The organism is Herbaspirillum sp. GW103, assembly GCF_000261365.1.
In the GTDB taxonomy this organism is placed as follows: Bacteria; Pseudomonadota; Gammaproteobacteria; order Burkholderiales; family Burkholderiaceae_D; genus Herbaspirillum.
In genome coordinates this window covers 476,193-498,412 of record NZ_AJVC01000003.1, presented here as the reverse complement: position 1 = coordinate 498,412, position 22,220 = coordinate 476,193, and the positions used below count along the sequence as shown (strand labels likewise).

23 protein-coding genes and 1 tRNA gene are annotated in these 22,220 nt (G+C 61.8%); 7 read left to right on the top strand and 17 right to left on the bottom strand.

Annotated elements, in window-relative coordinates; genetic code table 11:
- Positions 1 to 24 precede the first annotated feature (24 nt).
- The 11 genes from nuoF to GWL_RS05730 all read right to left on the bottom strand — a co-directional run bounded on the left by nuoF (position 25) and on the right by GWL_RS05730 (position 7,806).
- Positions 25 to 1,320 carry an NADH-quinone oxidoreductase subunit NuoF gene (gene nuoF / locus GWL_RS05780; protein WP_008327658.1) on the bottom strand — a complete coding sequence of 432 codons (1,296 nt, stop codon included), beginning with the start codon at positions 1,318 to 1,320 and terminating at the stop codon, positions 25 to 27.
- Positions 1,317 to 1,808 carry an NADH-quinone oxidoreductase subunit NuoE gene (gene nuoE / locus GWL_RS05775; protein ID WP_006712943.1) on the bottom strand — a complete coding sequence of 164 codons (492 nt, stop codon included), beginning with the start codon at positions 1,806 to 1,808 and terminating at the stop codon, positions 1,317 to 1,319. The genes nuoF and nuoE overlap by 4 nt, the downstream gene beginning before the upstream one ends.
- An 88-nt stretch (positions 1,809 to 1,896) precedes the next feature.
- Entirely contained in the window at positions 1,897 to 3,150 is a 1,254-nt protein-coding gene (locus tag GWL_RS05770; protein ID WP_008327657.1) for an NADH-quinone oxidoreductase subunit D, read from the bottom strand.
- On the bottom strand, positions 3,150 to 3,746 hold the full coding sequence (locus GWL_RS05765; RefSeq protein WP_008327656.1) for an NADH-quinone oxidoreductase subunit C: 597 nt from the start codon (positions 3,744 to 3,746) through the stop codon (positions 3,150 to 3,152). Before GWL_RS05765 ends, GWL_RS05770 begins: the two co-directional genes overlap by 1 nt.
- Positions 3,747 to 3,755: 9 nt before the next feature.
- A complete protein-coding gene (locus GWL_RS05760; protein ID WP_006712940.1) occupies positions 3,756 to 4,232 on the bottom strand; it encodes an NADH-quinone oxidoreductase subunit B family protein in 477 nt (158 codons plus the stop codon).
- Between the two features lie 3 nt (positions 4,233 to 4,235).
- Entirely contained in the window at positions 4,236 to 4,595 is a 360-nt protein-coding gene (locus GWL_RS05755) for an NADH-quinone oxidoreductase subunit A (RefSeq protein ID WP_006712939.1), read from the bottom strand.
- Positions 4,596 to 4,714: 119 nt separating this feature from the next.
- A tRNA-Leu gene (locus tag GWL_RS05750) sits at positions 4,715 to 4,799 on the bottom strand.
- Positions 4,800 to 4,908: 109 nt separating this feature from the next.
- Entirely contained in the window at positions 4,909 to 5,283 is a 375-nt protein-coding gene (gene secG / locus GWL_RS05745; protein WP_081486037.1) for a preprotein translocase subunit SecG, read from the bottom strand.
- An 88-nt stretch (positions 5,284 to 5,371) separates the two neighbouring features.
- Positions 5,372 to 6,118, bottom strand: coding sequence for a triose-phosphate isomerase (tpiA, locus tag GWL_RS05740; RefSeq protein ID WP_081486036.1), 747 nt, complete (start codon positions 6,116 to 6,118; stop codon positions 5,372 to 5,374).
- A 110-nt stretch (positions 6,119 to 6,228) separates the two neighbouring features.
- Positions 6,229 to 7,206: an NAD(P)H-quinone oxidoreductase gene (locus GWL_RS05735; protein WP_008327650.1), complete on the bottom strand. Its 978-nt coding sequence runs from the start codon at positions 7,204 to 7,206 to the stop codon at positions 6,229 to 6,231.
- Between the two features lie 27 nt (positions 7,207 to 7,233).
- Positions 7,234 to 7,806, bottom strand: a complete 573-nt coding sequence (locus tag GWL_RS05730) for a winged helix DNA-binding protein (RefSeq protein ID WP_081486035.1) — start codon at positions 7,804 to 7,806, stop codon at positions 7,234 to 7,236.
- A 196-nt stretch (positions 7,807 to 8,002) separates the two neighbouring features.
- On the opposite strand from GWL_RS05730, the gene pxpB reads away from it, so the two are divergent.
- The 6 genes from pxpB to GWL_RS05700 all read left to right on the top strand — a co-directional run bounded on the left by pxpB (position 8,003) and on the right by GWL_RS05700 (position 13,485).
- Positions 8,003 to 8,656 carry a 5-oxoprolinase subunit PxpB gene (gene pxpB / locus GWL_RS05725; RefSeq protein WP_034350150.1) on the top strand — a complete coding sequence of 218 codons (654 nt, stop codon included), beginning with the start codon at positions 8,003 to 8,005 and terminating at the stop codon, positions 8,654 to 8,656.
- Entirely contained in the window at positions 8,653 to 9,687 is a 1,035-nt protein-coding gene (locus GWL_RS05720; protein WP_008327644.1) for a biotin-dependent carboxyltransferase family protein, read from the top strand. Before pxpB ends, GWL_RS05720 begins: the two co-directional genes overlap by 4 nt.
- A gap of 9 nt (positions 9,688 to 9,696) precedes the next feature.
- The gene (gene pxpA, locus GWL_RS05715; protein WP_008327642.1) at positions 9,697 to 10,437 is read left to right on the top strand and encodes a 5-oxoprolinase subunit PxpA; all 741 of its coding nucleotides are present in this window, start codon (positions 9,697 to 9,699) and stop codon (positions 10,435 to 10,437) included.
- 261 nt (positions 10,438 to 10,698) lie between these two features.
- Positions 10,699 to 11,424, top strand: a complete 726-nt coding sequence (locus GWL_RS05710) for a DUF969 domain-containing protein (protein ID WP_008327640.1) — start codon at positions 10,699 to 10,701, stop codon at positions 11,422 to 11,424.
- Positions 11,421 to 12,407: a DUF979 domain-containing protein gene (locus GWL_RS05705; RefSeq protein ID WP_008327638.1), complete on the top strand. Its 987-nt coding sequence runs from the start codon at positions 11,421 to 11,423 to the stop codon at positions 12,405 to 12,407. The genes GWL_RS05710 and GWL_RS05705 overlap by 4 nt, the downstream gene beginning before the upstream one ends.
- 73 nt (positions 12,408 to 12,480) lie before the next feature.
- Positions 12,481 to 13,485, top strand: a complete 1,005-nt coding sequence (locus tag GWL_RS05700; RefSeq protein ID WP_008327635.1) for a DUF2891 domain-containing protein — start codon at positions 12,481 to 12,483, stop codon at positions 13,483 to 13,485.
- Positions 13,486 to 13,562: 77 nt separating this feature from the next.
- On the opposite strand, the gene GWL_RS05695 is transcribed toward GWL_RS05700, so the two are convergent.
- The 3 genes from GWL_RS05695 to rpsO form a co-directional block, all read right to left on the bottom strand.
- Positions 13,563 to 14,855: an NAD(P)/FAD-dependent oxidoreductase gene (locus GWL_RS05695; RefSeq protein ID WP_008327633.1), complete on the bottom strand. Its 1,293-nt coding sequence runs from the start codon at positions 14,853 to 14,855 to the stop codon at positions 13,563 to 13,565.
- Between the two features lie 301 nt (positions 14,856 to 15,156).
- Entirely contained in the window at positions 15,157 to 17,292 is a 2,136-nt protein-coding gene (gene pnp / locus GWL_RS05690; protein WP_008327631.1) for a polyribonucleotide nucleotidyltransferase, read from the bottom strand.
- Between the two features lie 336 nt (positions 17,293 to 17,628).
- Positions 17,629 to 17,898: a 30S ribosomal protein S15 gene (gene rpsO, locus GWL_RS05685; RefSeq protein ID WP_006712917.1), complete on the bottom strand. Its 270-nt coding sequence runs from the start codon at positions 17,896 to 17,898 to the stop codon at positions 17,629 to 17,631.
- Positions 17,899 to 18,107: 209 nt separating this feature from the next.
- Between rpsO and GWL_RS05680 the strand changes: the two genes are divergently transcribed.
- Positions 18,108 to 18,632: a hypothetical protein gene (locus tag GWL_RS05680; protein WP_008327629.1), complete on the top strand. Its 525-nt coding sequence runs from the start codon at positions 18,108 to 18,110 to the stop codon at positions 18,630 to 18,632.
- A gap of 86 nt (positions 18,633 to 18,718) precedes the next feature.
- On the opposite strand, the gene GWL_RS05675 is transcribed toward GWL_RS05680, so the two are convergent.
- The 3 genes from GWL_RS05675 to GWL_RS05665 form a co-directional block, all read right to left on the bottom strand.
- A complete protein-coding gene (locus GWL_RS05675) occupies positions 18,719 to 20,071 on the bottom strand; it encodes a GntP family permease (RefSeq protein ID WP_008327628.1) in 1,353 nt (450 codons plus the stop codon).
- A 191-nt stretch (positions 20,072 to 20,262) separates the two neighbouring features.
- Positions 20,263 to 20,646 carry a RidA family protein gene (locus GWL_RS05670; protein WP_006712914.1) on the bottom strand — a complete coding sequence of 128 codons (384 nt, stop codon included), beginning with the start codon at positions 20,644 to 20,646 and terminating at the stop codon, positions 20,263 to 20,265.
- A gap of 82 nt (positions 20,647 to 20,728) precedes the next feature.
- On the bottom strand, positions 20,729 to 22,219 hold the full coding sequence (locus GWL_RS05665; RefSeq protein ID WP_008327627.1) for an amidohydrolase family protein: 1,491 nt from the start codon (positions 22,217 to 22,219) through the stop codon (positions 20,729 to 20,731).
- Between the last annotated feature and the right edge of the window lies 1 nt (position 22,220).

Here is a 22,220-nt window from a genome sequence, read left to right as displayed (position 1 = left end):
CCCGCGCGGCATCCCCTGCCCTGTTCAGATGTATGCCGGAACCAGGCAGTGTTTGTGCTCGATGTGGTATTCGAACTCTTCGCGGAAATTCTTCACGAACGCGCGCACCGGCATCGCCGCTGCATCACCAAGCGCACAGATGGTGCGCCCCTGGATGTTGTCGGCCACCGAATTGAGCACGTCCAGATCTTCCATCTTGCCGTGACCGTTTTCGATACGCTCCACCATGCGGTACATCCAGCCGGTGCCTTCGCGGCACGGCGTGCACTGGCCGCAGGATTCTTCATAGTAGAAGTAGGACAGGCGCAGCAGCGACTTGACCATGCAGCGCGTCTCGTCCATCACGATCACCGCGCCCGAACCCAGCATCGAACCGGCCTTGGCGATGGCGTCGTAGTCCATGGTGGTGTCCATCATGACGTCGCCGCGAATCACCGGTGCAGACGAACCACCCGGGATGACGGCCTTGATCTTCTTGCCGCCACGCATGCCACCGGCCAGTTCCAGCAAGGTGGAGAATGGCGTGCCCAGCGGGATCTCGTAGTTGCCCGGACGCTCGACGTCGCCCGAGATCGAGAAGATCTTGGTGCCGCCGTTGTTGGGCTTGCCCATCTCGGCGTAGGCTTGCGGGCCCACCTTGAAGATGAAGGGCACGGCCGCGAAGGTCTCGGTATTGTTGATGGTGGTCGGCTTGCCGTACAGACCGAAGCTGGCCGGGAACGGCGGCTTGAAGCGCGGCTGGCCCTTCTTGCCTTCCAGCGACTCCAGCAGCGCGGTTTCCTCGCCGCAGATGTAGGCGCCGTAACCATGGTGCGCATGCAGCTGGAAGCTGAAACCGGTGCCGAGGATGTTGTCACCCAGGAAGCCGGCCGCACGGGCTTCTTCCAGGGCTTCTTCGAAACGCTCGTACTCGGCGAAGATTTCACCGTGGATGTAGTTGTAGCCGACCGTGATGCCCATGGCATAGCCGCCGATGATCATGCCTTCGATCAGCGCGTGCGGATTGTAACGAATGATGTCACGGTCCTTGAAAGTACCCGGCTCACCTTCATCTGTATTGCAGACGAGGTATTTCTGGCCCGGGAACTGGCGCGGCATGAAGCTCCACTTCAGGCCGGTCGGAAAACCCGCACCACCGCGGCCACGCAGGCCCGAGGCCTTGAGGTCGGCGATGACTTGTTCCGGAGTGATCTTCTCGTTGAGGATGCGCTTGAGCGAATCGTAGCCGCCGCGCTTGACGTAATCCTCGAGATGCCAGTTCTCGCCATTCAGGTCGGCGAGGATCAGCGGTTTGATGTGGCGGTCGTGCAGGCAGGTCATTTCTTCAGTTCCTCCAGCAGCGCGTCGATCTTTTCGTTGGACATCCAGCTGCACATTTGATGGTTGTTGACCAGCATGACCGGTGCGTCGCCGCAAGCGCCCATACATTCACCTTCCATCAGCGTGAACTGGCCGTCGGCCGTGGTTTCGCGATAATCGATGCCCAGCTTGTGCTTCAGGTGATGGGCGGCGCGCTCGCCACCCGACAGCAGACACGGCAGGTTGGTGCACACGGTGATCTTGTGCTTGCCCACCGGGCTGGTGTTGAACATGTTGTAGAAGGTCGCGACTTCCTGCACGGCCACGGCGGGCATGCCGATGTAGTCGGCAATTTCCTGCTGCAGCTCGGCCGGCAGCCAGCCATGTTCCACCTGGGCGATGCGCAGCGCGGACATGACCGCAGACTGGCGCTGGTCCGCCGGGTATTTCGCGAGTTCGCGATCGATTTTCTTAAGGGCTTCTTGACTTAACAGCATATCGTTGGCCATCCATGCGCATCAGATCTGCGCGGTTATTGGATATTCCCCAAACTTGACGGGCTTCCTGAGAAGCCCGCCTTGACTATTGCTCTTCGACTTATCGGTCGATTTCCCCGAACACGATGTCTTGCGTACCAATGATGGTGACCGCATCGGCAATCATGTGGCCCTTGGCCATTTCGTTCAGGGCTTGCAGGTGGGCAAAGCCCGGGGCACGGATCTTCAGGCGGTACGGCTTGTTGGCACCGTCGGAGACCAGGTAGATACCGAATTCACCCTTGGGGTGCTCGACGGCAGCATACGCCTCGCCGGCAGGCACGCGGAAGCCTTCGGTGAACAGCTTGAAGTGGTGGATCAGGTCTTCCATGTTGGACTTCATGTCCGCACGTTTGGGAGGCGCGATCTTGTGGTTGTCCGTAATGACCGGACCCGGATTGTTGCGCAGCCACTCCACGCACTGCTTGATGATGCGGTTGGACTGGCGCATCTCGGCCACACGGACCAGGTAACGGTCGTAGCAGTCACCGTTCTTGCCCACGGGGATATCGAAGTCCAGCAGGTCATACACTTCATACGGCTGCTTCTTGCGCAAGTCCCAGGCGATGCCCGAGCCACGCAACATCGGACCGGTGAAGCCCATCTGCAATGCACGTTCCGGTGAGACCACGCCCACGCCCACCAGGCGCTGCTTCCAGATACGGTTGTCGGTCAGCAGGGTTTCGTATTCGTCGACATAGGTCGGGAAACGATTGGTGAAGTCTTCGATGAAGTCCAGCAGCGAGCCCTGACGGTTTTCGTTCAGTTCGCGGATGGCCTTCTCGTTGCGCACGATGGAAGCCTTGTACTGCGGCATGCTGTCCGGCAGGTCGCGATAGACGCCACCCGGACGATAGTAGGCCGCGTGCATGCGGGCACCCGAGACAGCTTCGTAGCAGTCGAACAGGTCTTCGCGTTCACGGAAGGCATACAGCAGCACGCCCATCGCACCCACGTCCAGCGCGTGCGCGCCGATCCACATCAGGTGGTTCAGCAGGCGGGTGATTTCATCGAACATCACGCGGATGTACTGTGCGCGCAGCGGCACTTCCAGACCCAGCAGACGCTCGATGGCCAGCACGTAACCGTGCTCGTTGCTCATCATCGAGACGTAGTCCAGACGATCCATGTAAGGCACGGATTGCAGGAAGGTCTTTTGTTCGGCCAGCTTTTCGGTACCACGGTGCAGCAGACCGATGTGGGGATCGGCGCGCTGGATGACTTCACCGTCCAGCTCCAGCACAAGGCGCAGCACACCGTGCGCGGCCGGGTGCTGGGGACCGAAGTTCAGCGTATAGTTTTTGATCTCTGCCATTATTTGATCCCGTAGTTTTCTTCACGAATGATGCGCGGGGTGATTTCGCGCGGCTCGATCGTTACGGGTTGATAGATGACGCGTTTCTGTTCGGCGTCGTAACGCATTTCGACATAGCCGGACACCGGGAAGTCCTTGCGGAACGGGTGGCCAATGAAGCCATAGTCGGTGAGGATGCGGCGCAGGTCGGGGTGACCGTCGAAGAGGATGCCGTAGAAGTCAAACGCTTCACGCTCATACCAGCCAGCCGAGTTCCAGATCGGATCGACCGACGCCACGATGGGCAGGTCATCATCCGGCGCGAACACGCGCACGCGCACACGCCAGTTGTGCGAGATCGACATCAGGTGCGACACCACGGCAAAGCGCGGACCTTCCCAGGCACCGTCGCCATAGGTGGAGTAGTCCACGCCGCACAGGTCGATCAGTTGTTCGAAACGGGTGTCGGCATGGTCGCGCAGCACGCGCATGGCCGACAGGTAGTCAGCGGCCTTGACCACCACGGTGACTTCACCGAGGGCCACGGTCAGGTTCTGAAGATACCCTCCAAGCGCATTACGCAGGGCGGCTTCGAGAGTTTCCAATTTTGTCGTCATACTGCCCTCTTAGCGCGCGATGGTGTTGGTGCGCTTGATCTTGTTCTGCAGCTGGATCACGCCATACAGCAGCGCTTCAGCCGTCGGCGGGCAACCCGGCACATACACGTCGACCGGCACGATGCGATCGCAGCCACGCACCACCGAGTACGAATAGTGGTAATAGCCACCGCCATTGGCACAGGAGCCCATGGAGATCACCCAGCGCGGCTCCGGCATCTGGTCGTAGACCTTGCGCAGCGCCGGCGCCATCTTGTTGCACAGGGTACCAGCCACGATCATCAGGTCGGACTGGCGCGGCGACGGACGGAACACCGCACCGAAGCGGTCGAGGTCGTAACGCGAGGCACCGACGTGCATCATTTCAACTGCGCAGCACGCCAGACCGAAGGTCATGGGCCACAGGGATCCGGTACGGGTCCAGTTGATTACCTTATCCAGCGAGGTGGTAACAAACCCCTCATTCAATACGCCTTCAATAGACATGGCTTACTCCCAATCCAGGGCACCCTTTTTCCAGATGTACCAAAATCCGACAACAAATTCAGCGATGAAGACCATCATCGTGACGAAACCTTGCCAGCCCAGCTCACGCATGGACACGCCCCAAGGGAAGAAGAAGGCGGTTTCCAGATCAAACAGGATGAACAGGATGGCGATCAGGTAGTAGCGCACATCGAATTTCATGCGCGCATCTTCGAATGCTTCAAAGCCGCATTCGTAAGGAGAAGTTTTTTGAGCGTCCGGCTTGTGCGGACCAAGAAGACGACCGAGGAGCTGGGGAGCGACACCGACGCCGATGCCAACAAGAATAAACAGGAGGACTGGGAAGTAATTTTCGAGGTTCACGATTGGCCGCTATGCGTTGGTTTATCGATGGGAATGATTCTCAATATCAATCAGAAACTTCCTCGACAAAAAGCCAGCTCAGGCACTAGGACCTTCGCTGGCTTTTCATTTCATTTCTATGGTGCCGACGACGAGACTCGAACTCGTACAGCTTTCGCCACTACCCCCTCAAGATAGCGTGTCTACCAATTTCACCACGTCGGCTTGAAGCTGCTATTGTACCTTCATTTGTTACTCTTGTTCAATGCACAATCAGCGAAAAAGAAAGATTCTTCCTACTTAATTCTTCGATTATTTCAGAATCAGCAAAAGCTTATTTCGGGATCTGATTCGACTGGTCACCCGGCTTGCCTGCATCAGCCGGTGCGGCGGGCGCTGCAGGCGCTGCCTGCTGGGCCGGGGCCGCCGGAACTTGCAGATTATCCATCACACTGCCGCTTTGTGCCACGTGATGATTGCCGATGAAGGTCAGACCCAGGGTCGCCACGAAGAAAATACCTGCGGCCACCGCCGTCGACTTCGACAGGAAGTTCGACGAGCCGGTCGCACCGAAAAGACTGCCCGAGGCACCAGAACCGAAAGCCGCACCCATGTCAGCGCCCTTGCCGTGCTGCAGCAAGACCAGACCGATGATCGCCAGCGCTGCCAGCACCTGAACTACAACCACAACCAAAAACAAAGTATTCATTTAAACAAGTCCACTCTTGATGTTTCAATCGCCTGCTGCATCTGCGTCAAAGTATCGCCTCCGCAACTGACAAACCCCTTACTCCACTTCAGGCCGCCTTGATGATGGCCAGGAAATCCGCCGCCTTCAATGCCGCACCACCGATCAGACCACCATCGATGTCGGCCATCGCCAGCAACTGCTCCGCATTGTCCGGCTTCATGCTGCCGCCGTACAGGATACGCACCTTGGCCGCCGCTTCCGCGCTCTTGGCGCCGAGACGCGCACGCAGCATCGCATGCACTTCCTGCGCCATTTCCGGCGTGGCCGTCTTGCCGGTACCAATCGCCCAGACCGGCTCGTAGGCCACGACGATGCGCGCAGCATCCTCGACAGCCAGGGCCGTCAGCACCGCATCGAGCTGACCACCCACGATTTCATTGGTCTGTCCGGCTTCGCGCTGTTCCAGCGTTTCCCCCACGCAGACCACCGGCACCAGGCCGACCTTCAATGCTGCCACGGTCTTGGCCGCCACCGCCGCATCGCTCTCGCCGTGATAGGCGCGACGCTCGGAGTGACCCAGAATGACATATTGCACACCGAATTCCTGCAGCATCGCTGCCGACACCTCACCGGTAAAGGCACCAGAGGCGTGCGCGGACATGTCCTGCGCCCCCAGCGCCACGGCCGAACCAGCCACCGCGCCCTGCACCTGCGCCAGATAAGGCGCCGGCACACACACGGCGACGTCGCAGACCTCGGCCGGCAGACCTTCCTTGATACCAGCCACCAGGGCCGCATTGGCAGCCAGGCTGCCGTTCATTTTCCAGTTACCGGCTACGAGTTTGCGACGCATAGGCTGAGTTCTACGAGATGGGTGTCAATTTGGATAACCTCGCATTGTATCCGGTACGGCCGCTTGGCGCAAAGCCGGACTGTCCCGCCCGGCTCCGCGCGCCTGCCGGATCACAGTTCCAGCATGATCTTGCCGATGTGGGTGCTCGATTCCATCATGGCATGCGCCTGTGCCGCCTGTTCCAGCGGGAAACGGTGGTGAATGACCGGCTTGATCTTGCCAGCCTCGATCAGGGGCCACACGTGTTGCCGCAGATTGGCCGCGATCGCCGCCTTGAACGCCACCGGGCGCGGGCGCAGGGTCGACCCGGTGATGGTCAGGCGACGACGCATGACCTGCCCCATGTCGAGCTCGCCCTTGCTGCCGCCCAGTTGGGCGATGAAGACCAGGCGGCCATCGTCGGCCAGGGCCTTGATCTCGCGCGGCAGGTAATTGCCGCCGACCATGTCCAGGATCACGTCCACACCCCGCCCGCCGGTCAATTCCTTGACCACATCCTCGAACTGCTCGGTTTTGTAATTGATGGCCCGTTCCGCGCCCAATTCTTCACATGCGCGACACTTGTCGGCACTGCCCGCCGTGGCGAACACGCGATGGCCCAGCGCACGGGCGATCTGGATGGCCGTCACGCCGATGCCCGAAGAGCCGCCCTGCACCAACAAGGATTGTTCACCTGACAGTTGTCCCCGGTCGAAGACGTTGCTCCACACCGTGAAGTAATTTTCCGGCAAGGCTGCGGCCTCCAGCGCGCTCAAACCCTTGGGCACCGGCAGGCACTGGGCCAGCGGCGCGGCACAGAACTCCGCATAACCGCCACCCTGCACCAGCGCACAGACCAGGTCACCCAGCCTGAAGCCGCTCTCACCCAGCTCACCCGCCACGATTTCGCCTGCCACTTCCAGGCCCGGCAGGTCCGAGGCGCCCGGCGGCACCGGATAGTTGCCGGTACGCTGGAATACGTCCGGACGATTCACGCCCGCCGCATGCACCTTGATGAGTATTTCCCCCGCCTTGAGCTCAGGCACGGGCCGTTCACAGGCCTGCAGTACCTCGGGGCCGCCAAATTCCTTGATCTCGATTGCGCGCATCTGTCCTATCCTTCAGTTATCTATGTCTCAAAGCGAAGCCGCCGCCCGTGCCGCCGTGTCATACAGCCCGGACGCATTGCGCAACAATTGCGCCGCCTCGCCGATGGCCTGGTTGGGGATGCCGCTTTCGACCTGCACCTCGATCAGGCAGCGCTCGCGCACCTCACGATACTTCATGCACAGCGCCTGCCCCGCCGGGGTGGTCGAGAACAGCAGTTCCTTGCCGGCCTTCTCGCTCTTCACGTAGCCGGCCTTCACCAGCTTCTTCAAGGCATAGGTGACCACGTGGGTGTCCTCGACGTTCAATACGAAACAGATATCAGCCAGTTTTTTCTTGCGATCGCGGTGGTTGACGTGATGCAGCAAGGACACCTCGATGGCCGTCATGTCCTTGGCTCCCGCAGCCGCCATGCAGCGCACCATCCAGCGATTGAAGGCATTGCTGGCCATGATGAGGGCGTATTCCAGTTCGGACAGTTCGGCGCTGCGCTCGGAGACCAGGTGCTGCGAAGACACGATCTTGGTCGGGCGCGGCGCCTCGGCGGCGGCCTGCACATCGGGCGGAAGGGAGACAGAGGTCTCGTTGTTCTCTTGGCTCATGGGAAGCGTAGGGGTCAGGACGACAGAATGGCAACACTATAGCGCAAAGATTAAATAAATAATTTATCGACATATTGTTTATATTTTCTTTGAAATGTAATATCCGCAAAAAAGCAGGGCATCACCAGACGCACCTTGACCCCGGCAGCGGCATGGCCGGGTTCTCAACAAAAATCTCAGCCGAGGCGAGAGACACATGCAGCCACCCCAGCTCCACCCTTTGGGCGACCGCGCACTGCTCTGCAGTTTGCCGGCCCCCGCCACCCTGCCCCAGCAGCAACGCATCTGGGCGCTGGCCACGTTGGCCAGTGAATGGGAAGAAGTCAGCGAAGTCGTGCCCGGCATGAACAACCTGACGCTAATCACCCGGCGACCCGTCGCCGACCTGGACACGCTGAGCGAGCGCATCCTGAAGACCTGGCCCCGGCTCGCCAGCGCAGGCAGCGAAGGCCGCACGGTCGAGATCCCCGTGGTCTACGGCGGCAACGTCGGCCCTGACCTGGACAACGTGGCCCGTCACACCGGCCTGTCGACCGGGGAGGTCATCGAGCGCCACAGCAATGCCGAGTACGTGGTGTATTTCCTGGGCTTCCTGCCCGGCTTCGCCTACATGGGCGGGCTCGACACCAGCCTGGCCACGCCGCGCCACACGACGCCGCGCGTGAGCATTCCGGCCGGATCGGTGGGCATCGGCGGCGAGCAGACCGGCATCTACCCGATGGCCTCGCCGGGCGGCTGGCAACTCATCGGCCGCACCGCCCTGCAGCTTTTCGATCCTTCCCAGCAACCGCCGACGCTGCTGCGTCCCGGCGACCGAGTACGCTTTACCGTGGAGCGCGTGGCCTCATGATCGACATCATCCAACCCGGCATGCTGGCTTCGGTGCAGGACATGGGCCGTTATGGCCATCGCAGCCTGGGCATCCATCCCGGTGGCGCGCTCAATACGCTGGCATTGGCCAGCGCCAACCTGCTGGTCGGCAATCCGGTCGATGCGGCCGGACTGGAAATCACCATGGGCGTGGCCGAGCTGCGCTTCACCCGCGATACCCGCATCGCCCTCGGTGGCGACGACATCGGTGCCACCCTCGATGGCAAACCCATCGCCGCCTGCTGGAGCATTCCGGTGCGTGCCGGCAGCGTGCTCAAGCTCAGCCTGGCGGCAGCCGATTCACCCGAGCAGGCGCCACGTCACAGCATGCGCACCTACCTGGCCGTAGCCGGTGGCATCGATGTGCCGCTGGTCCTGGGTTCGCGCAGCACCGACCTCAAGGCCGGCTTCGGCGGCCATCAGGGACGCGCCTTGAAGCGCGGCGACAAGCTCCCCATCGGCGACGCCAGCGCTGCCTCTGTCGCGGTCCATGGTCCCGCCTTCGGCGTACGTTCCCCGCGCTGGAGTGGCCTGGCCCTGCGTGCCGATGAACACAGCCAGCACGTCACGCTGCGCGTGCTGCCCGGCCCCGAATTCGAACAGTTCAGCAAGAGTTCGCGGGAAGCGCTGTGGTCCGACACCTGGCGCGTCACCCCCAACAGCAACCGCATGGGTTATCGCCTCGAAGGTCCCGAACTCAAACGCAAGCAAGGTCGCGACATGCTCTCCCACGGCGTGGTGCCGGGCGTGATCCAGGTGCCACCCTCGGGCCAACCCATCATCCTGATGGGGGATGCCCAGACCACCGGCGGCTACCCCAAGATCGGCGTGATCATCGGTGCCGACCTCTGGAAGCTGGCGCAAGCCCCGTTGAACGCAACGCTGCGGCTGGAGCCCTGCGAGATGGCCGACGCCCTGGCCGCCGCCGAAGAACAGCAACGCTATCTCGATTCCATCCGCGCCACGGTCGCCGCACTGGACTGGTCGCGCGCCACGCTCTACAAGAAATAAGGGAACGCCATGTATATCGATCTCAATGCCGACCTCGGCGAAGGCTGCGACACCGACGAACAACTGCTGACCCTGGTCAGCTCCGCCAACATCGCCTGCGGCTGGCATGCGGGCGATGCCGGCACCATGCGCCGCAGCGTGCGCTGGGCGATCCAGAATCACGTGGCCATCGGCGCCCACCCCAGCTTCCCCGACCGCGAGAACTTCGGGCGCAGCGCCATGCAGTTGCCGCCCGAGGAAATCTTCAGCGGCATGCTCTATCAACTCGGCGCACTGGACGCCATCGTGCGCGCCGAGGGCGCACGCATGACCCACGTCAAGCCGCACGGCGCGCTCTACAACCAGGCCGCCAAGGATGCCGTGCTGGCCAATGCCATCTGCGCCGCCATCCGCACCTTCAATCCCGAGCTGAGTCTGTATGGCCTGGCCGGCAGCGAACTGATCGCCGCCGCCCGCCATGCCGATCTCAATGCGGTCGAAGAAGTGTTTGCCGATCGCGCCTATGAAGCCGATGGCAGCCTGGTCGCACGCAGCAAGCCCGGCGCCATGATTACCAACGATGCCGACGCCATCGCCCAGACCCTGATGCTGGTCAAGCAGAAGAAGGTCAAGGCCATCGACGGCAGCCTGGTCGAAGTCAATGCACAGACCGTGTGCCTGCACGGAGATGGCGCGCACGCCCTGGATTTTGCGCGCCAGATTCGGGCACGCCTGCACGCCGAGCAGATTGCCGTGCGCGCGGCGGTGTGAAAGTTTTTTCCGGGCGTGGTCGCAAGACGCCGGAAAGAAGGCACCTGCTGCTGATGCAGGGGTGTCGCAAGCTGTAGTTTCGTTCCAAAAACAACAAGAAAGGTCGCCAATCCGAGGCCCGCGAGGTCGCAGGAAAAGTCACGCCCCTACGCTTTGCAGATTGACGCAAAGTCAGTCTGGGCGCGGCTTTCCACGACAAAGGTGGCACGGACCTTGCACATTGGCGGCAGGATTTTTCCTCATTCACATAGGGAGTTTTTCATGGAGAGTACGACACTGCTGCCACTGATCGGGATACCGATCGTCGTGGCCGGTTTTGCCTTGCGTTTCAACCCGCTGCTGGTGGTCACGGTAGCCGGTCTCACCACCGGCCTGTCGGTCGGAATGGACTTCGGCATGCTGCTGGAAACCTTTGGCGAGAAGTTCGTCAACAGCCGTTCGCTGGCGACCTTCCTCTTGATCCTGCCGATCATCGGCCTCTTGGAACATTACGGTCTGAAGGAACGCGCCCAGGCGTGGATCTCCAGCATCGCCAGCGCCACTTCGGCACGCATTCTGATGCTCTATTTCATCCTGCGTGAAGGCACCGCCGCACTGGGTCTGATCTACCTGGGCGGCCAGGCGCAGACCGTGCGTCCGCTGCTGGCACCGATGGCCGAAGGTGCCGCCGTGAGCGCCTACGGCGAAGACCTGCCGCAACACATCCGCGACAAGATCAAGGCCCACGCGGCGGCCTGTGACAACGTCGCCGTGTTCTTCGGCGAGGACATCTTCATCGCCTTCGGCGCCGTGCTGCTGATGGATGCCTTCCTGAAGGAAAACGGCATCACCAACATCGAGCCGCTGCACATCGGCTTGTGGGCCATCCCCACTGCCCTGTCGGCGCTGGTGATCCACATGTTCCGCCTGACCCGCCTCGACGCTTCCATCCGCCGCGATGTCGAGGCGTGGAAGGCCACTCAATCCGCTGCCAAGGTGTCCGCATGAACACGCTCATCTCGATCAACCGCATCTACTATCTCATCGGCATCATCGTCATGATGCTGACCGTCATGACCCTGCGCGACAAGGGCAATCCCAAGCGCTTCACCACGGCGCTGTTCTGGTTCCTCTTCGGCGCGGTGTTCCTGTTCGGTGACCTGCTGGTGGAACACCTTGGCAAGTCCATGGCCCACCGCATCATCGGCGGCACCGTCATCATCATCTCGCTCATTGCCGGTACCGGCATGCTCTCCATGGGCAGCTATGCCACTTCCTCGCATGAAGAGCGCGTGGCCTCGTCCAGGAAGCTGGGCAACTGGCTGTTCTTCCCGGCGGTGCTGATCCCCGTGATCACGGTGGCCTGTACCGTGCTGCTCAAGGGTGTCTCGGTCGGTGGCCTGATGCTGCTGGACCAGAAGCAACTGACCTTGGCCGCACTCTGCGTGGCCTGCATCTGCGCGCTCATCGCCGGTTGCGTGCTCACGCGTGGCACCCCGCTGCAGGCAGTACGCCAGTCGCGCCGCCTGGTGGATTCGATTGGCTGGGCCGCGATCCTGCCGCTGATGCTGGCCATGCTGGGTGGTGTCTTCGTCGCCGCCAAGACCGGGACGTCGGTACAGCACGTGGTCAGCCTGTTCGTCAATCCCGACAACCGCTTCCTGGTGGTGGTGATCTACTGCGTCGGCATGGCACTGTTCACCATGGTGATGGGCAATGCCTTCGCCGCCTTCCCGGTGATGAGCGCGGGCATCGCCCTGCCCTTCCTGATCGTGGGGCATCATGCCGACCCGGCGCCGCTGGTGGCCATCGGCATGTACTCGGGCTATTGCGGTACGCTCATGACGCCGATGGCGGCCAACTACAACATCGTGCCGGCGGCGCTACTGGAACTGAAGAACAAGTACCAGGTCATCAAGGTGCAGATTCCGACCGCACTGACGCTGCTGACGGTCAACGTGTTCCTGATGTACTTCCTCGCCTTCCGCTGATCTGACCGGAACGCCAGACCCGGCCGGATGCGCAGTACCGGCCGGGTCATCCACTTTGCCTCAAGGAGTCCCCATGCAGCTCACACAGGAACGGGCGGAAGAATTTGCCCGCATGCCGCTGGCCTATCTGCGCCAGGAATATCCGAATCACATCATGCACGTGCTCCACGGCGCCCAGGACGTACTCTCACCGCGTGCCCTGCACCCGGTGTTCTACGGCTGCTATGACTGGCACTCTGCGGTGCACGGCTTCTGGCTGCTGCTGCGCTGTGCGCGACGCTATCCCGCACTGCCCGCCCGCAGCGACATCGAAACCATCTTCGATGAGCACTTCACGACCGAACTGATGCAGCGCGAGACCGATTATTTCCGCGTCGATGGCCGCGCCTCCTTCGAGCGTCCTTATGGCTTTGGCTGGATCCTCGCACTGGACCAGGAGCTGGCGCAATCGGCCCTGCCGCGCGCTGCCACCTGGCGCGCCGCGATGCAGCCGCTGACGCTGGAGATCCGCCGTCGCCTGCTGGAATACCTGTCCAAGCTGAGCTATCCGATCCGCGTAGGCACCCACTACAACACCGCCTTCGCCCTGGCGCTGGCGCTGGACCAGGCGCGCCACGTCAAGGATGAGGCACTGGAGCAGGCGATCCTGGCCAGCGCACAACGCTACTACGGCAAGGACACCGACTACCCGGCCCACTACGAACCCGGTGGTGACGAGTACATTTCCGGCGCACTGACCGAAGCACTGCTGATGAGCAAGGTGCTGCCGGCGCAGGACTTTGCGACCTGGTTCGACCTTTACCTGCCGCGCGTGGCCGCTACCGAACAGATCATGCAGCCGGCGCATGTGTCGGACCCGACCGATCCCAAGATCGCCCACCTGGACGGCCTGAACCTTTCCCGCGCCTGGTGCATGAAGAACGTCCTGCGCCACCTGCCCGCCAATCACGCTGCGCGCAGCGCCATCGAGGCCGCCGTCGCGCGCCACATCGCCGCCTCCATCGATCAGGTGGTCGGCAGCCACTACAGTGGTGGTCACTGGCTGGCCAGCTTCGCCATGCTGGCATTGGAAGACTGAGCCACCCGCAGCACTGAAGTAAAAAACCTCGCTCCCGGAAACGGAAGCGAGGTTCTTTGCTGCAAGAGCGACGAAATCTACTCAGCGACTTCCTTGCGCAAGACAGGCTGCTCGGCCTGCTCGGGCATGGTGGCCGAGATCACCCGCGCACTGCGCTTGAAGGTGAAATACGCCCAGGCCCAGTCCGCCATCACCATGAGACGGTTGCGGAAACCGATCAGGAAATACACGTGCACGAACAGCCAGAACAGCCAGGCCGGATAGCCCGAGAACTTGAGCTTGCCGACCATGGCAATGGCCGCACGTCGACCGATGGTGGCCAGCGATCCGTAATCCTTGTAGACAAAAATCTCCGCCGTCTGTCCCGCAATGTGATGCTTGATGTTGCGCGCCGCAACGCGTCCCATCTGCTTGGCCGCCGGTGACACGCCCGGCACCGGCTTGCCTTCCGACTGTGCCGCCGCCAGATCGCCGATCACGAACACTTCCTCGTGACCAGCAATACAGAGCTGCGGCGTGACCGGTACACGACCAGTACGGTCCACCTGTACACCCAGCTTCTTGCCCAGCGGAGAAGCCGCTACGCCCGCCGACCAGATGACGGTACGCGTGGCCAGGCTTTGCTCACCATCGAAATTGGCATAGCGCACGCAGGTCTCGTCGATGTGCACCACGCGGCAACCGGTGCGCACATCCACGCCTAGCCTGTGCAACTGCTCGCGGGCTTTCTCGGAGAGGTCGGCAGGATAGGCGCCCAGCACACGTTCGGAACCTTCCACCAGCACCACCCGTGCCGAATGCGGATCGATATTGCGGAATTCGCCCGACAAGGTGTGGCGTGCAATCTCCACCAGCGTACCGGCCATCTCCACGCCGGTGGCGCCACCCCCGATGACGGTGAAGGTCAGCCATTCCTGGCGGCGCCGTGCATCGGTCTCGCGCTCGGCATGCTCGAAGGCCATCAGGATGCGCTTGCGGATCTCGAAGGCATCTTCCAGCGTCTTCAGTCCTGGTGCCAGCGCGCTCCACTCATCGTGGCCGAAGTAACTGTGGGTGGAACCGGTGGCCACGATCAGGTAGTCATAGCCGAGCACGCTGCCGTCTTCCAGGGTGACGGACCTGGCGACGGTATCGATTCCGGTGACGGCCGCCATCAGGGTGGTGAGATTGGTCTGCTGCGCCAGGATGGCGCGGATCGGTGCGCTAATCGCCGGGGCCGACAGCCCGGCCGTGGCGACCTGATACAGCAAGGGCTGGAACAGGTGATGGTTGCTGCGGTCGATCATGGTGATGCGTACATCGGCCTGGGCCAACTCACGCGCGGCGGCCAGACCACCGAAGCCGCAACCGATGATGATGACATGGGGCATTGCCTTCCTTTCAAAAGTAATGTGTTGTTCTATCCGCGCAAGCCAGTCACCTTGATGTGATACGGCTGCACAGCTGTCCCCTACTCTCTATTCGGATCTGCCTGCATGGCAGTGCCACGCCTCCCCCTGATGAGCGCGGCACACCGGAACCTTGATGTCCCTCAAAGCAGACGGACAGAATCGCATACTTTTGGTTCGAAATCACTTGGGCAGATTGTCCGCATCCTCTTGTGCGCACAAAAAAAATCCCCCGGCCTTGCGGCACGGGGGATTTTCTTGTTGCCTGGTCAGGCAGAAGGGATTACTGCGCTTCTTGCGGAGCGGCGGCGTCGCCTTCTTCAGCCTGGGCAGCCTTCATCGACAGCTTCAGGCGGCCGCGGTCATCGGTTTCCAGAACCTTGACGCGCACTTGCTGGCCTTCCTTGAGGTAGTCGGCCACGGCGTTGACACGTTCGTTGGCGATCTGGCTGATGTGCAGCAGACCATCCTTGCCCGGCAGGACCTGGACGATGGCGCCGAAGTCCAGCAGCTTCAGGACGGTGCCTTCGTAGATCTTGCCCACTTCCACGGAAGCGGTCAGCTCTTCGATGCGGCGCTTGGCTTCCTGACCAGCCGATGCGTCCACGGAGGCGATGGTGACCACGCCTTCGTCGCTGATGTCGATCTGGGTGCCGGTTTCTTCGGTCAGCGCGCGGATGACGGCGCCGCCCTTGCCGATCACGTCACGGATCTTTTCCGGATTGATCTTGATGGTGATCAGGCGCGGTGCGAAGTCGGACAGTTCGGCACGACCGGCCGGCACGGCTTCCTGCATCTTGCCCAGGATGTGGTGACGACCTTCCTTGGCCTGCTCCAGCGCGACCTGCATGATTTCCTTGGTGATGCCCTGGATCTTGATGTCCATCTGCAGGGCGGTAATGCCGTTGGCAGTACCGGCCACCTTGAAGTCCATGTCGCCCAGGTGATCTTCATCGCCCAGGATGTCGGTCAGCACGGCAAACTTGTTGCCTTCCTTGATCAGGCCCATGGCGATGCCGGCCACGTGGGCCTTCATCGGCACGCCGGCGTCCATCAGTGCCAGGCAGCCACCGCACACCGATGCCATCGAGGAGGAACCGTTGGACTCGGTGATTTCCGAGACCAGGCGCACCGAGTAGCTGAACTCGTCAGCAGCCGGCAGCGCGGCGATCAGCGCGCGCTTGGCCAGGCGGCCGTGGCCGATTTCACGACGCTTCGGGGTGCCCACGCGACCGGTTTCGCCGGTGGCGAACGGAGGCATGTTGTAGTGGAGCATGAAGCGGTCGGAGTATTCACCCAGCAGACCATCGATCTTCTGTTCGTCACGCGCGGTACCCAGGGTCGCGATGACCAGGGCTTGCGTTTCGCCACGGGTGAACAGGGCCGAACCGTGGGTACGCGGCAGCACGCCGGTACGGATCGAGATCGGGCGCACGGTGCGGGTGTCGCGACCATCGATGCGGGGTTCGCCTTCCAGGATCTGCGAACGCACGATCTTGGCTTCCAGGTCGAAGAGGATGGAACCGACTTCGGCAGCATCCGCAGCCACGCCGTTGTTGGCAGCGGCTTCAGCGACCAGGGCTTCGTTGACCTGGGCCGAGACAGCCTTGAGCTTTTCGGTACGGGCCTGCTTGTCCTTGGTCTGGTAGGCTTCGCGCAGCGGGCCTTCGGCCAGTTGCGCCACGCGGGCGATCAGGGCTTCGTTCTTGGCCGGGGCGGACCATTGCACTTCCGGCTTGCCACCGTCACGCACCAGGGCGTGGATGGCTTCGATGACGGCCTTGGACTGGTCGTGACCAAACACGACGGCGCCCAGCATGACTTCTTCGGACAGTTGATCGGCTTCGGATTCCACCATCAGCACGGCGGTTTCGGTACCGGCTACCACCAGGTCCAGTTGCGAGGACTTCAGTTGCGAAGTGGTCGGGTTCAGGACGTACTGGCCGTCGATGTAACCGACGCGAGCGGCGCCCACGGGGCCATTGAAGGGGATGCCGGCCAGCGACAGGGCCGCCGAGGCACCGATCATGGCGGGGATGTCCGGATCGATTTCAGGGTTCACCGACAGCACGTGGATGATCACCTGCACTTCGTTGAGGTAGCCTTCCGGGAACAGCGGGCGGATCGGACGATCGATCAGGCGCGAGGTCAGGGTTTCCTTTTCGGAAGGCTTGCCTTCACGCTTGAAGAAACCGCCGGGGATGCGGCCGGCTGCATAGGTCTTCTCGATGTAGTCGACCGTCAGGGGGAAGAAATCCTGGCCGGGCTTGGCTTCCTTGCGGGCCACCACGGTGGCCAGGATGACGGTGTCTTCCACCGACACCACCACGGCGCCAGAAGCCTGGCGAGCGATTTCGCCGGTTTCCAGGGTCACTTGATGCTGACCGTACTGGAAGGTCTTGCTTACTTTATTGAACACGGTATTTCCTTTCTTTTATGGAGCCGGCCCCGACTGTGTCCGCGGTGCACGGCTTCCTTTTGCCGACAGATTTTCAGGCGCTGTCGTTCACCTCACCACAGTGGCCGGCGAAACCGGTCACTCACGACGAACGCGGCATTGATCCAACAAACAGCCTGCCGCGATGAAACGATGATGTATTCCTGCCCCGAGGGAGGGCGCTTTACGATGGCGCTGGCCCCGGCTTACGCCTGAGCTTGCCGAATCGCAAAAAACAAAATGCCCGCGTCAACGAGTGACGCAGGCATTTCGTGGTGGTCCGGGGCGCAAACCCCGAGACCCAGACGCGGAGTCAAATTACTTGCGCAGACCGAGTTTCTCGATCAGGGCGCGGTAACGGTCAGCGTCCTTGTTCTTCAGGTAGGACAGCAGGCTCTTGCGACGGTTGACCATCTTGATCAGGCCACGACGGGAGTGGTGATCCTTGACGTGGGCCTTGAAGTGGCCGTTCAGGTCGTTGATGCGTGCGGTCAGCAGCGCGACTTGCACTTCCGGAGAACCGGTGTCGTTCGTGCCGCGGGCGTTTTCGGAGATAATGGCAGCCTTGGCTGCTTTTTCGATGGACATTGCTTTTACCTTTCACAAGCGGTGTGCGGAGCGTTGGAAAATATCCTGCCCTGCATACCGTGAACAAAAAATGAGAATCCGGCCAAACCGACCGGACGCGAAATTATATAGCAAAAAGCCATTCCTACCAACATTGGCAGACACCGGCGTCGCACTGGCGCAGCAGTCGGCCTTGCCGTGCAGGAATGACAACCTGACCAGGAGTTTCCATGCAGCACCCCGCTTCCCTCTTCCTGCGCATCCGCCCGCGCCTGGCCGCCGTCCTGCTGGCCACAGCCAGCCTGGCCGGCTGCGCCTCGCTGCTGCAACCGCCAGTACAACCGGGTGAACCGGAAGACCAGGTAGTCGCCCGCCTGGGGCCGCCCAGCAATGTGTATCCGGATGGCAACGTGCGCGTCTTCGAATACGCGGCCGGCGCCTTCGGCCAGTACCAGTACATGGCGCGCATCGGTCCCGACCATCGGCTCATTTCCTATGCGCAAGTGTGGACCATCGAGAATTTCCGCGCGATCCGTCCAAAGCAGGACACCAAGCTTGACGTACTGCGCCGGGTTGGTCGCCCCACCGAGGTGACGCGCTATGCCCGCATCCCCTTCGAGGCCTGGAACTATGGCTACAAGGAAAGCGGTGTCTGGAATTCGCAGATGACGGTCTACTTCAACGACCAGGGCACCGTGGAAAAGGTGGAGAACGGGCCCGACCCGCGCTTTGACGACTCACGCTTGCGCTTCTGATCGCAGAACATCCGTCCCACACAAACGAAAGAAGGCTGCCCGGTTCACGCCGGGCAGCCTTTTTTCTGCGGCCTTGCGCGATGGGCTTACACCACCGTCGCCAGTGCCAGCGTGAACAGCAGCGCCAGCACCGAGACCAGGGTTTCCATCACGGTCCAGGTCTTGAAGGTCTGCGGCACGGTCATGTTGAAGTATTCCTTGACCAGCCAGAAGCCGCCGTCATTGACGTGCGACAGGATCAGCGAACCGGCGCCGGTGGCCAGCACCATCAGTTCCGGACGCACACCGCCAACGGTGGAGACGATGGGCGCGACGATGCCGCAGGCTGTGGTCATGGCCACCGTCGCCGAGCCGGTGGCCACACGAATGAGCGCAGCCACGAACCAGCCCAGCAGCAGCGGTGACAGATGGGCATCGGTGGCCACGCCGACAATGGCCTTGGAAACGCCGCCATCCATCAGGATGCGCCCAAAGCCTGCCCCCGCACCGACCACCAGCGTGATGCTGGCAATGGGCGCCAGGCACTCGTTGGTGAATTTCAGGATCTGGTCGGCACCAAAGCCACGGGCACGACCAAAGGTCCAGAAGCTCACCAGGGTGGCGATCAACAGCGCGATGACGGAGTTGCCGATCAGGCGCAGGAAATCATTGGCGAAGCTCTTGGGGGCAAAGAACAGGTCGGCCCAGCTGCCGATCAACATCAACGCCACCGGCAACAGGATGGTGAAGAGCGTGATGCCGAAGCCCGGCAGTTCACGGTCCTTCTTGCTCTGGTCGACGAATTGCGCGCTCAGCGGATTGTCCGGATTGGGAATGACCACCTTGGAAATGAGCTTGCCGAAGATGGGACCGGCAATGATGGCCGTGGGAATACCGACGATCAGCGCATACAGGATGGTGCGACCGATATCGGCGCTGTAGGCGGTCACCGCCAGCAATGCGGCCGGGTGCGGCGGGATCAGTCCGTGCACCACCGACAGACCGGCCACCATGGGAATGCCCACCAGCACCATGTTGGTCCCGGTACGCTTGGCGACGTTGAAGGCGATCGGCACCAACAGCACGAAACCAACCTCGAAGAACACCGGCAGACCGACGATGAAAGCCACCGTCATCATGGCCCAGTGCACGTTCTTTTCACCGAAGGCCTTGATCATGGTATTGGCAATGCGCTCGGCACCACCCGATTCGGCCATCATCTTGCCCAGCATCGTGCCCAGACCCACCACCAGCGCAATATGCCCCAGGGCACCGCCCACGCCGGTCTCGAAGGCCTTGACGATGCCGCCCATGGGCATCCCCACGGCCAGACCCAGCACCAGCGACACCACGATCAGAACGATGAACGGATTCATCTTGAATCTGGCGATCAGCACGATCAGTGCGATCACCGCCACCAGCGCATAGACCAGTAGCGCACTTCCTTGTACAGCCTCCATCTGTTGCTCCTCTTCAGAAGGTAAAAGACACCGCCGACGTCGTCACACCCCTGCCGGCATACTTGAACAAAAAATCTGCAAATCTTTTAAATTTTTTATAGCGTTTATTCTTTTTGTTCTTTTTTCTTTTTATTCTTTTCGTGTTGGTTCAAGCGCGAAGCGAAGTCGTGCCCTGCCCCGCGCTGACCACATCAGCGCTTGAAGGCCACGCAATCGACCTCGACCTTGCAATCGACCACCATGCTGGAGACCACGCAGGCGCGCGCAGGCGGGTTGGCGCCGAAGTATTCCTTGAAGACCTTGTTGAAGGACTGGAAATCGCGCGCATCATCCAGCCACACGCCACAGCGCACCACATGCTCCGGGCCATAACCGGCTTCCTTGAGGATCGCCAGCACGTTCTGGATGGCCTTGTGTGACTGCGCCACGATGCCGCCGTCGATCACTTCACCGTTTTCCATGGCCACCTGGCCGGACACGTACAACCAGCCGTCGGCGGCCACTGCGCGCGCGAACGGCAGATGCTGACCACCGGTGCCGCTGCCACCTTCCACACCGAATCGTTGAATGCTCATTGCTGCTCCTTTGTTGAACTCGAATTTGAAAAGTCGATTTGAAACCTGAAGTTGACAATCCAGCCCTGAGGTTTTCTGCCACTCAGGCTGGCGTTTTCTGCACCGTGCGCGCCAGGAAGCGTCCCGCACGGGCGCGGGTGGCCTGCTTGTCCTGCCCGCGATAGGCCAGCTGTCCATTGACCCACACCGCATCGATGCCATGGGCCGGCTGCATGGGATCGGTGAAGCTGGCGGCATCGCGGATGGTCTCGGGATCGAACAGCACCAGGTCGGCGTGATAGCCCTCACGCACCAGGCCGCGCTGCTCCAGACCAAAACGTTGCGCCGACAGGCCGGTCATCTTGTGTACGGCGGTGGCCAGCGAAAACAGTTTCTGTTCGCGGCTGTAGTAGCCCAGCACACGCGGGAAGGCGCCCCACAGGCGCGGATGCGGCAAGGGATCGTTGGGTAGCCCGTCCGAGCCGACCACGGTGGCCGGATGGGAGAGGATGCGATTGACGTCGTCGTCCGACATGCAGTGATAGACGGCGCCGGCCGGCATCAGGCGCGCGGCGGCGGCATGCAGGTCCACGCCCCAGTCGGCGGCGATCTGCTGCAACATCTTGCCGCCCTGCTCCGGATGCGGTTCCGACCAGGTCACCTGGATGTCGTAGTCGGCGGTGACCTGCTTGAGGTCCAGGGTGGACGAGCTGGCGGTATAGGGATAGCAGTCGCAGCCCACGTGCTGATGACGCGAGGCGGCTTCCAGCGCCTGCAACACTTCACTGCTGCGTCCCCAGTTCTCCACGCCGGCGCACTTGAGGTGCGAGATCACCACCGGCACACGCGCATGCTTGCCGATGCGAAAGGCTTCCTCCATCGCATTGAGGATGTCGGCGAATTCGCTGCGCAAATGGGTGGCGTAGAGGCCGCCGAATTCGGCCAGCGGCTCGGCCAGGGCCAGCACTTCTTCGGTGGGCGCGTTGATGGCGTTGCCATAGGCCAGGCCGGTGGAAAGACCCAGCGCGCCGTGTTCCAGCGCCTCGCGCAATTGCGCGCGCATGCCGGCGATTTCCGCGTCGGTGGCGGCGCGGTCCAGACGATCCATGTGATTGTTGCGCAGGGCCGTGTGCCCCACCAGCGCCGCCACGTTGATGGCGGGCTGCGCGGCGTTGACGGCCTCTGCGTAGCTGGCAAAGCTGGGATAGTGAAAAGCCTCCGACTTGCCCAGCAGGTTCATCGGATCCGGCGGGTCCCCCTTGAGCGTGACCGGGGCGGCACTGATGCCGCAGTTGCCGACCACCACCGTGGTCACGCCCTGCGACAGCTTGGGATACATCTCCGGAGTGCGGATGACGTTGGTATCGTCGTGCGTATGTACGTCGATGAAGCCCGGCGCCAGTACACGGGCGGTGCCGTCGATCTCCTGCCGGGCCTGCCAGCCATCAAGCCGGCCTACGGCGACGATGCGTCCGTGGCGCACGGCCACGTCGGCCGCGACCGGCTCGGCGCCACTGCCGTCGATGACCAGGGCATGGCGGATCAGGGTGTCGCAGTGCCTGTCGCTAGCGGCAGCATGCGGGATGGATGTCATG

Coding starts and splice junctions, on each gene's coding strand:
- GWL_RS05760 (WP_006712940.1), bottom strand. CDS start 4,232: ATGTCTATTGAAGGCGTATTGAATGAGGGGTTTGTTACCACCTCGCTG.
- nuoF (WP_008327658.1), bottom strand. CDS start 1,320: ATGACCTGCCTGCACGACCGCCACATCAAACCGCTGATCCTCGCCGAC.
- GWL_RS05735 (WP_008327650.1), bottom strand. CDS start 7,206: ATGCGCGCAATCGAGATCAAGGAATTTGGCGGCCCCGAGGTACTGCAG.
- rpsO (WP_006712917.1), bottom strand. CDS start 17,898: ATGTCCATCGAAAAAGCAGCCAAGGCTGCCATTATCTCCGAAAACGCC.
- GWL_RS05695 (WP_008327633.1), bottom strand. CDS start 14,855: ATGCCCCATGTCATCATCATCGGTTGCGGCTTCGGTGGTCTGGCCGCC.
- GWL_RS05720 (WP_008327644.1), top strand. CDS start 8,653: ATGATCGACATCATCCAACCCGGCATGCTGGCTTCGGTGCAGGACATG.
- pxpB (WP_034350150.1), top strand. CDS start 8,003: ATGCAGCCACCCCAGCTCCACCCTTTGGGCGACCGCGCACTGCTCTGC.
- secG (WP_081486037.1), bottom strand. CDS start 5,283: ATGAATACTTTGTTTTTGGTTGTGGTTGTAGTTCAGGTGCTGGCAGCG.
- tpiA (WP_081486036.1), bottom strand. CDS start 6,118: ATGCGTCGCAAACTCGTAGCCGGTAACTGGAAAATGAACGGCAGCCTG.
- GWL_RS05765 (WP_008327656.1), bottom strand. CDS start 3,746: ATGACGACAAAATTGGAAACTCTCGAAGCCGCCCTGCGTAATGCGCTT.
- GWL_RS05710 (WP_008327640.1), top strand. CDS start 10,699: ATGGAGAGTACGACACTGCTGCCACTGATCGGGATACCGATCGTCGTG.
- GWL_RS05675 (WP_008327628.1), bottom strand. CDS start 20,071: ATGGAGGCTGTACAAGGAAGTGCGCTACTGGTCTATGCGCTGGTGGCG.
- GWL_RS05700 (WP_008327635.1), top strand. CDS start 12,481: ATGCAGCTCACACAGGAACGGGCGGAAGAATTTGCCCGCATGCCGCTG.
- GWL_RS05770 (WP_008327657.1), bottom strand. CDS start 3,150: ATGGCAGAGATCAAAAACTATACGCTGAACTTCGGTCCCCAGCACCCG.
- nuoE (WP_006712943.1), bottom strand. CDS start 1,808: ATGGCCAACGATATGCTGTTAAGTCAAGAAGCCCTTAAGAAAATCGAT.
- pxpA (WP_008327642.1), top strand. CDS start 9,697: ATGTATATCGATCTCAATGCCGACCTCGGCGAAGGCTGCGACACCGAC.
- GWL_RS05680 (WP_008327629.1), top strand. CDS start 18,108: ATGCAGCACCCCGCTTCCCTCTTCCTGCGCATCCGCCCGCGCCTGGCC.
- GWL_RS05705 (WP_008327638.1), top strand. CDS start 11,421: ATGAACACGCTCATCTCGATCAACCGCATCTACTATCTCATCGGCATC.
- GWL_RS05670 (WP_006712914.1), bottom strand. CDS start 20,646: ATGAGCATTCAACGATTCGGTGTGGAAGGTGGCAGCGGCACCGGTGGT.
- GWL_RS05665 (WP_008327627.1), bottom strand. CDS start 22,219: ATGACATCCATCCCGCATGCTGCCGCTAGCGACAGGCACTGCGACACC.
- GWL_RS05730 (WP_081486035.1), bottom strand. CDS start 7,806: ATGAGCCAAGAGAACAACGAGACCTCTGTCTCCCTTCCGCCCGATGTG.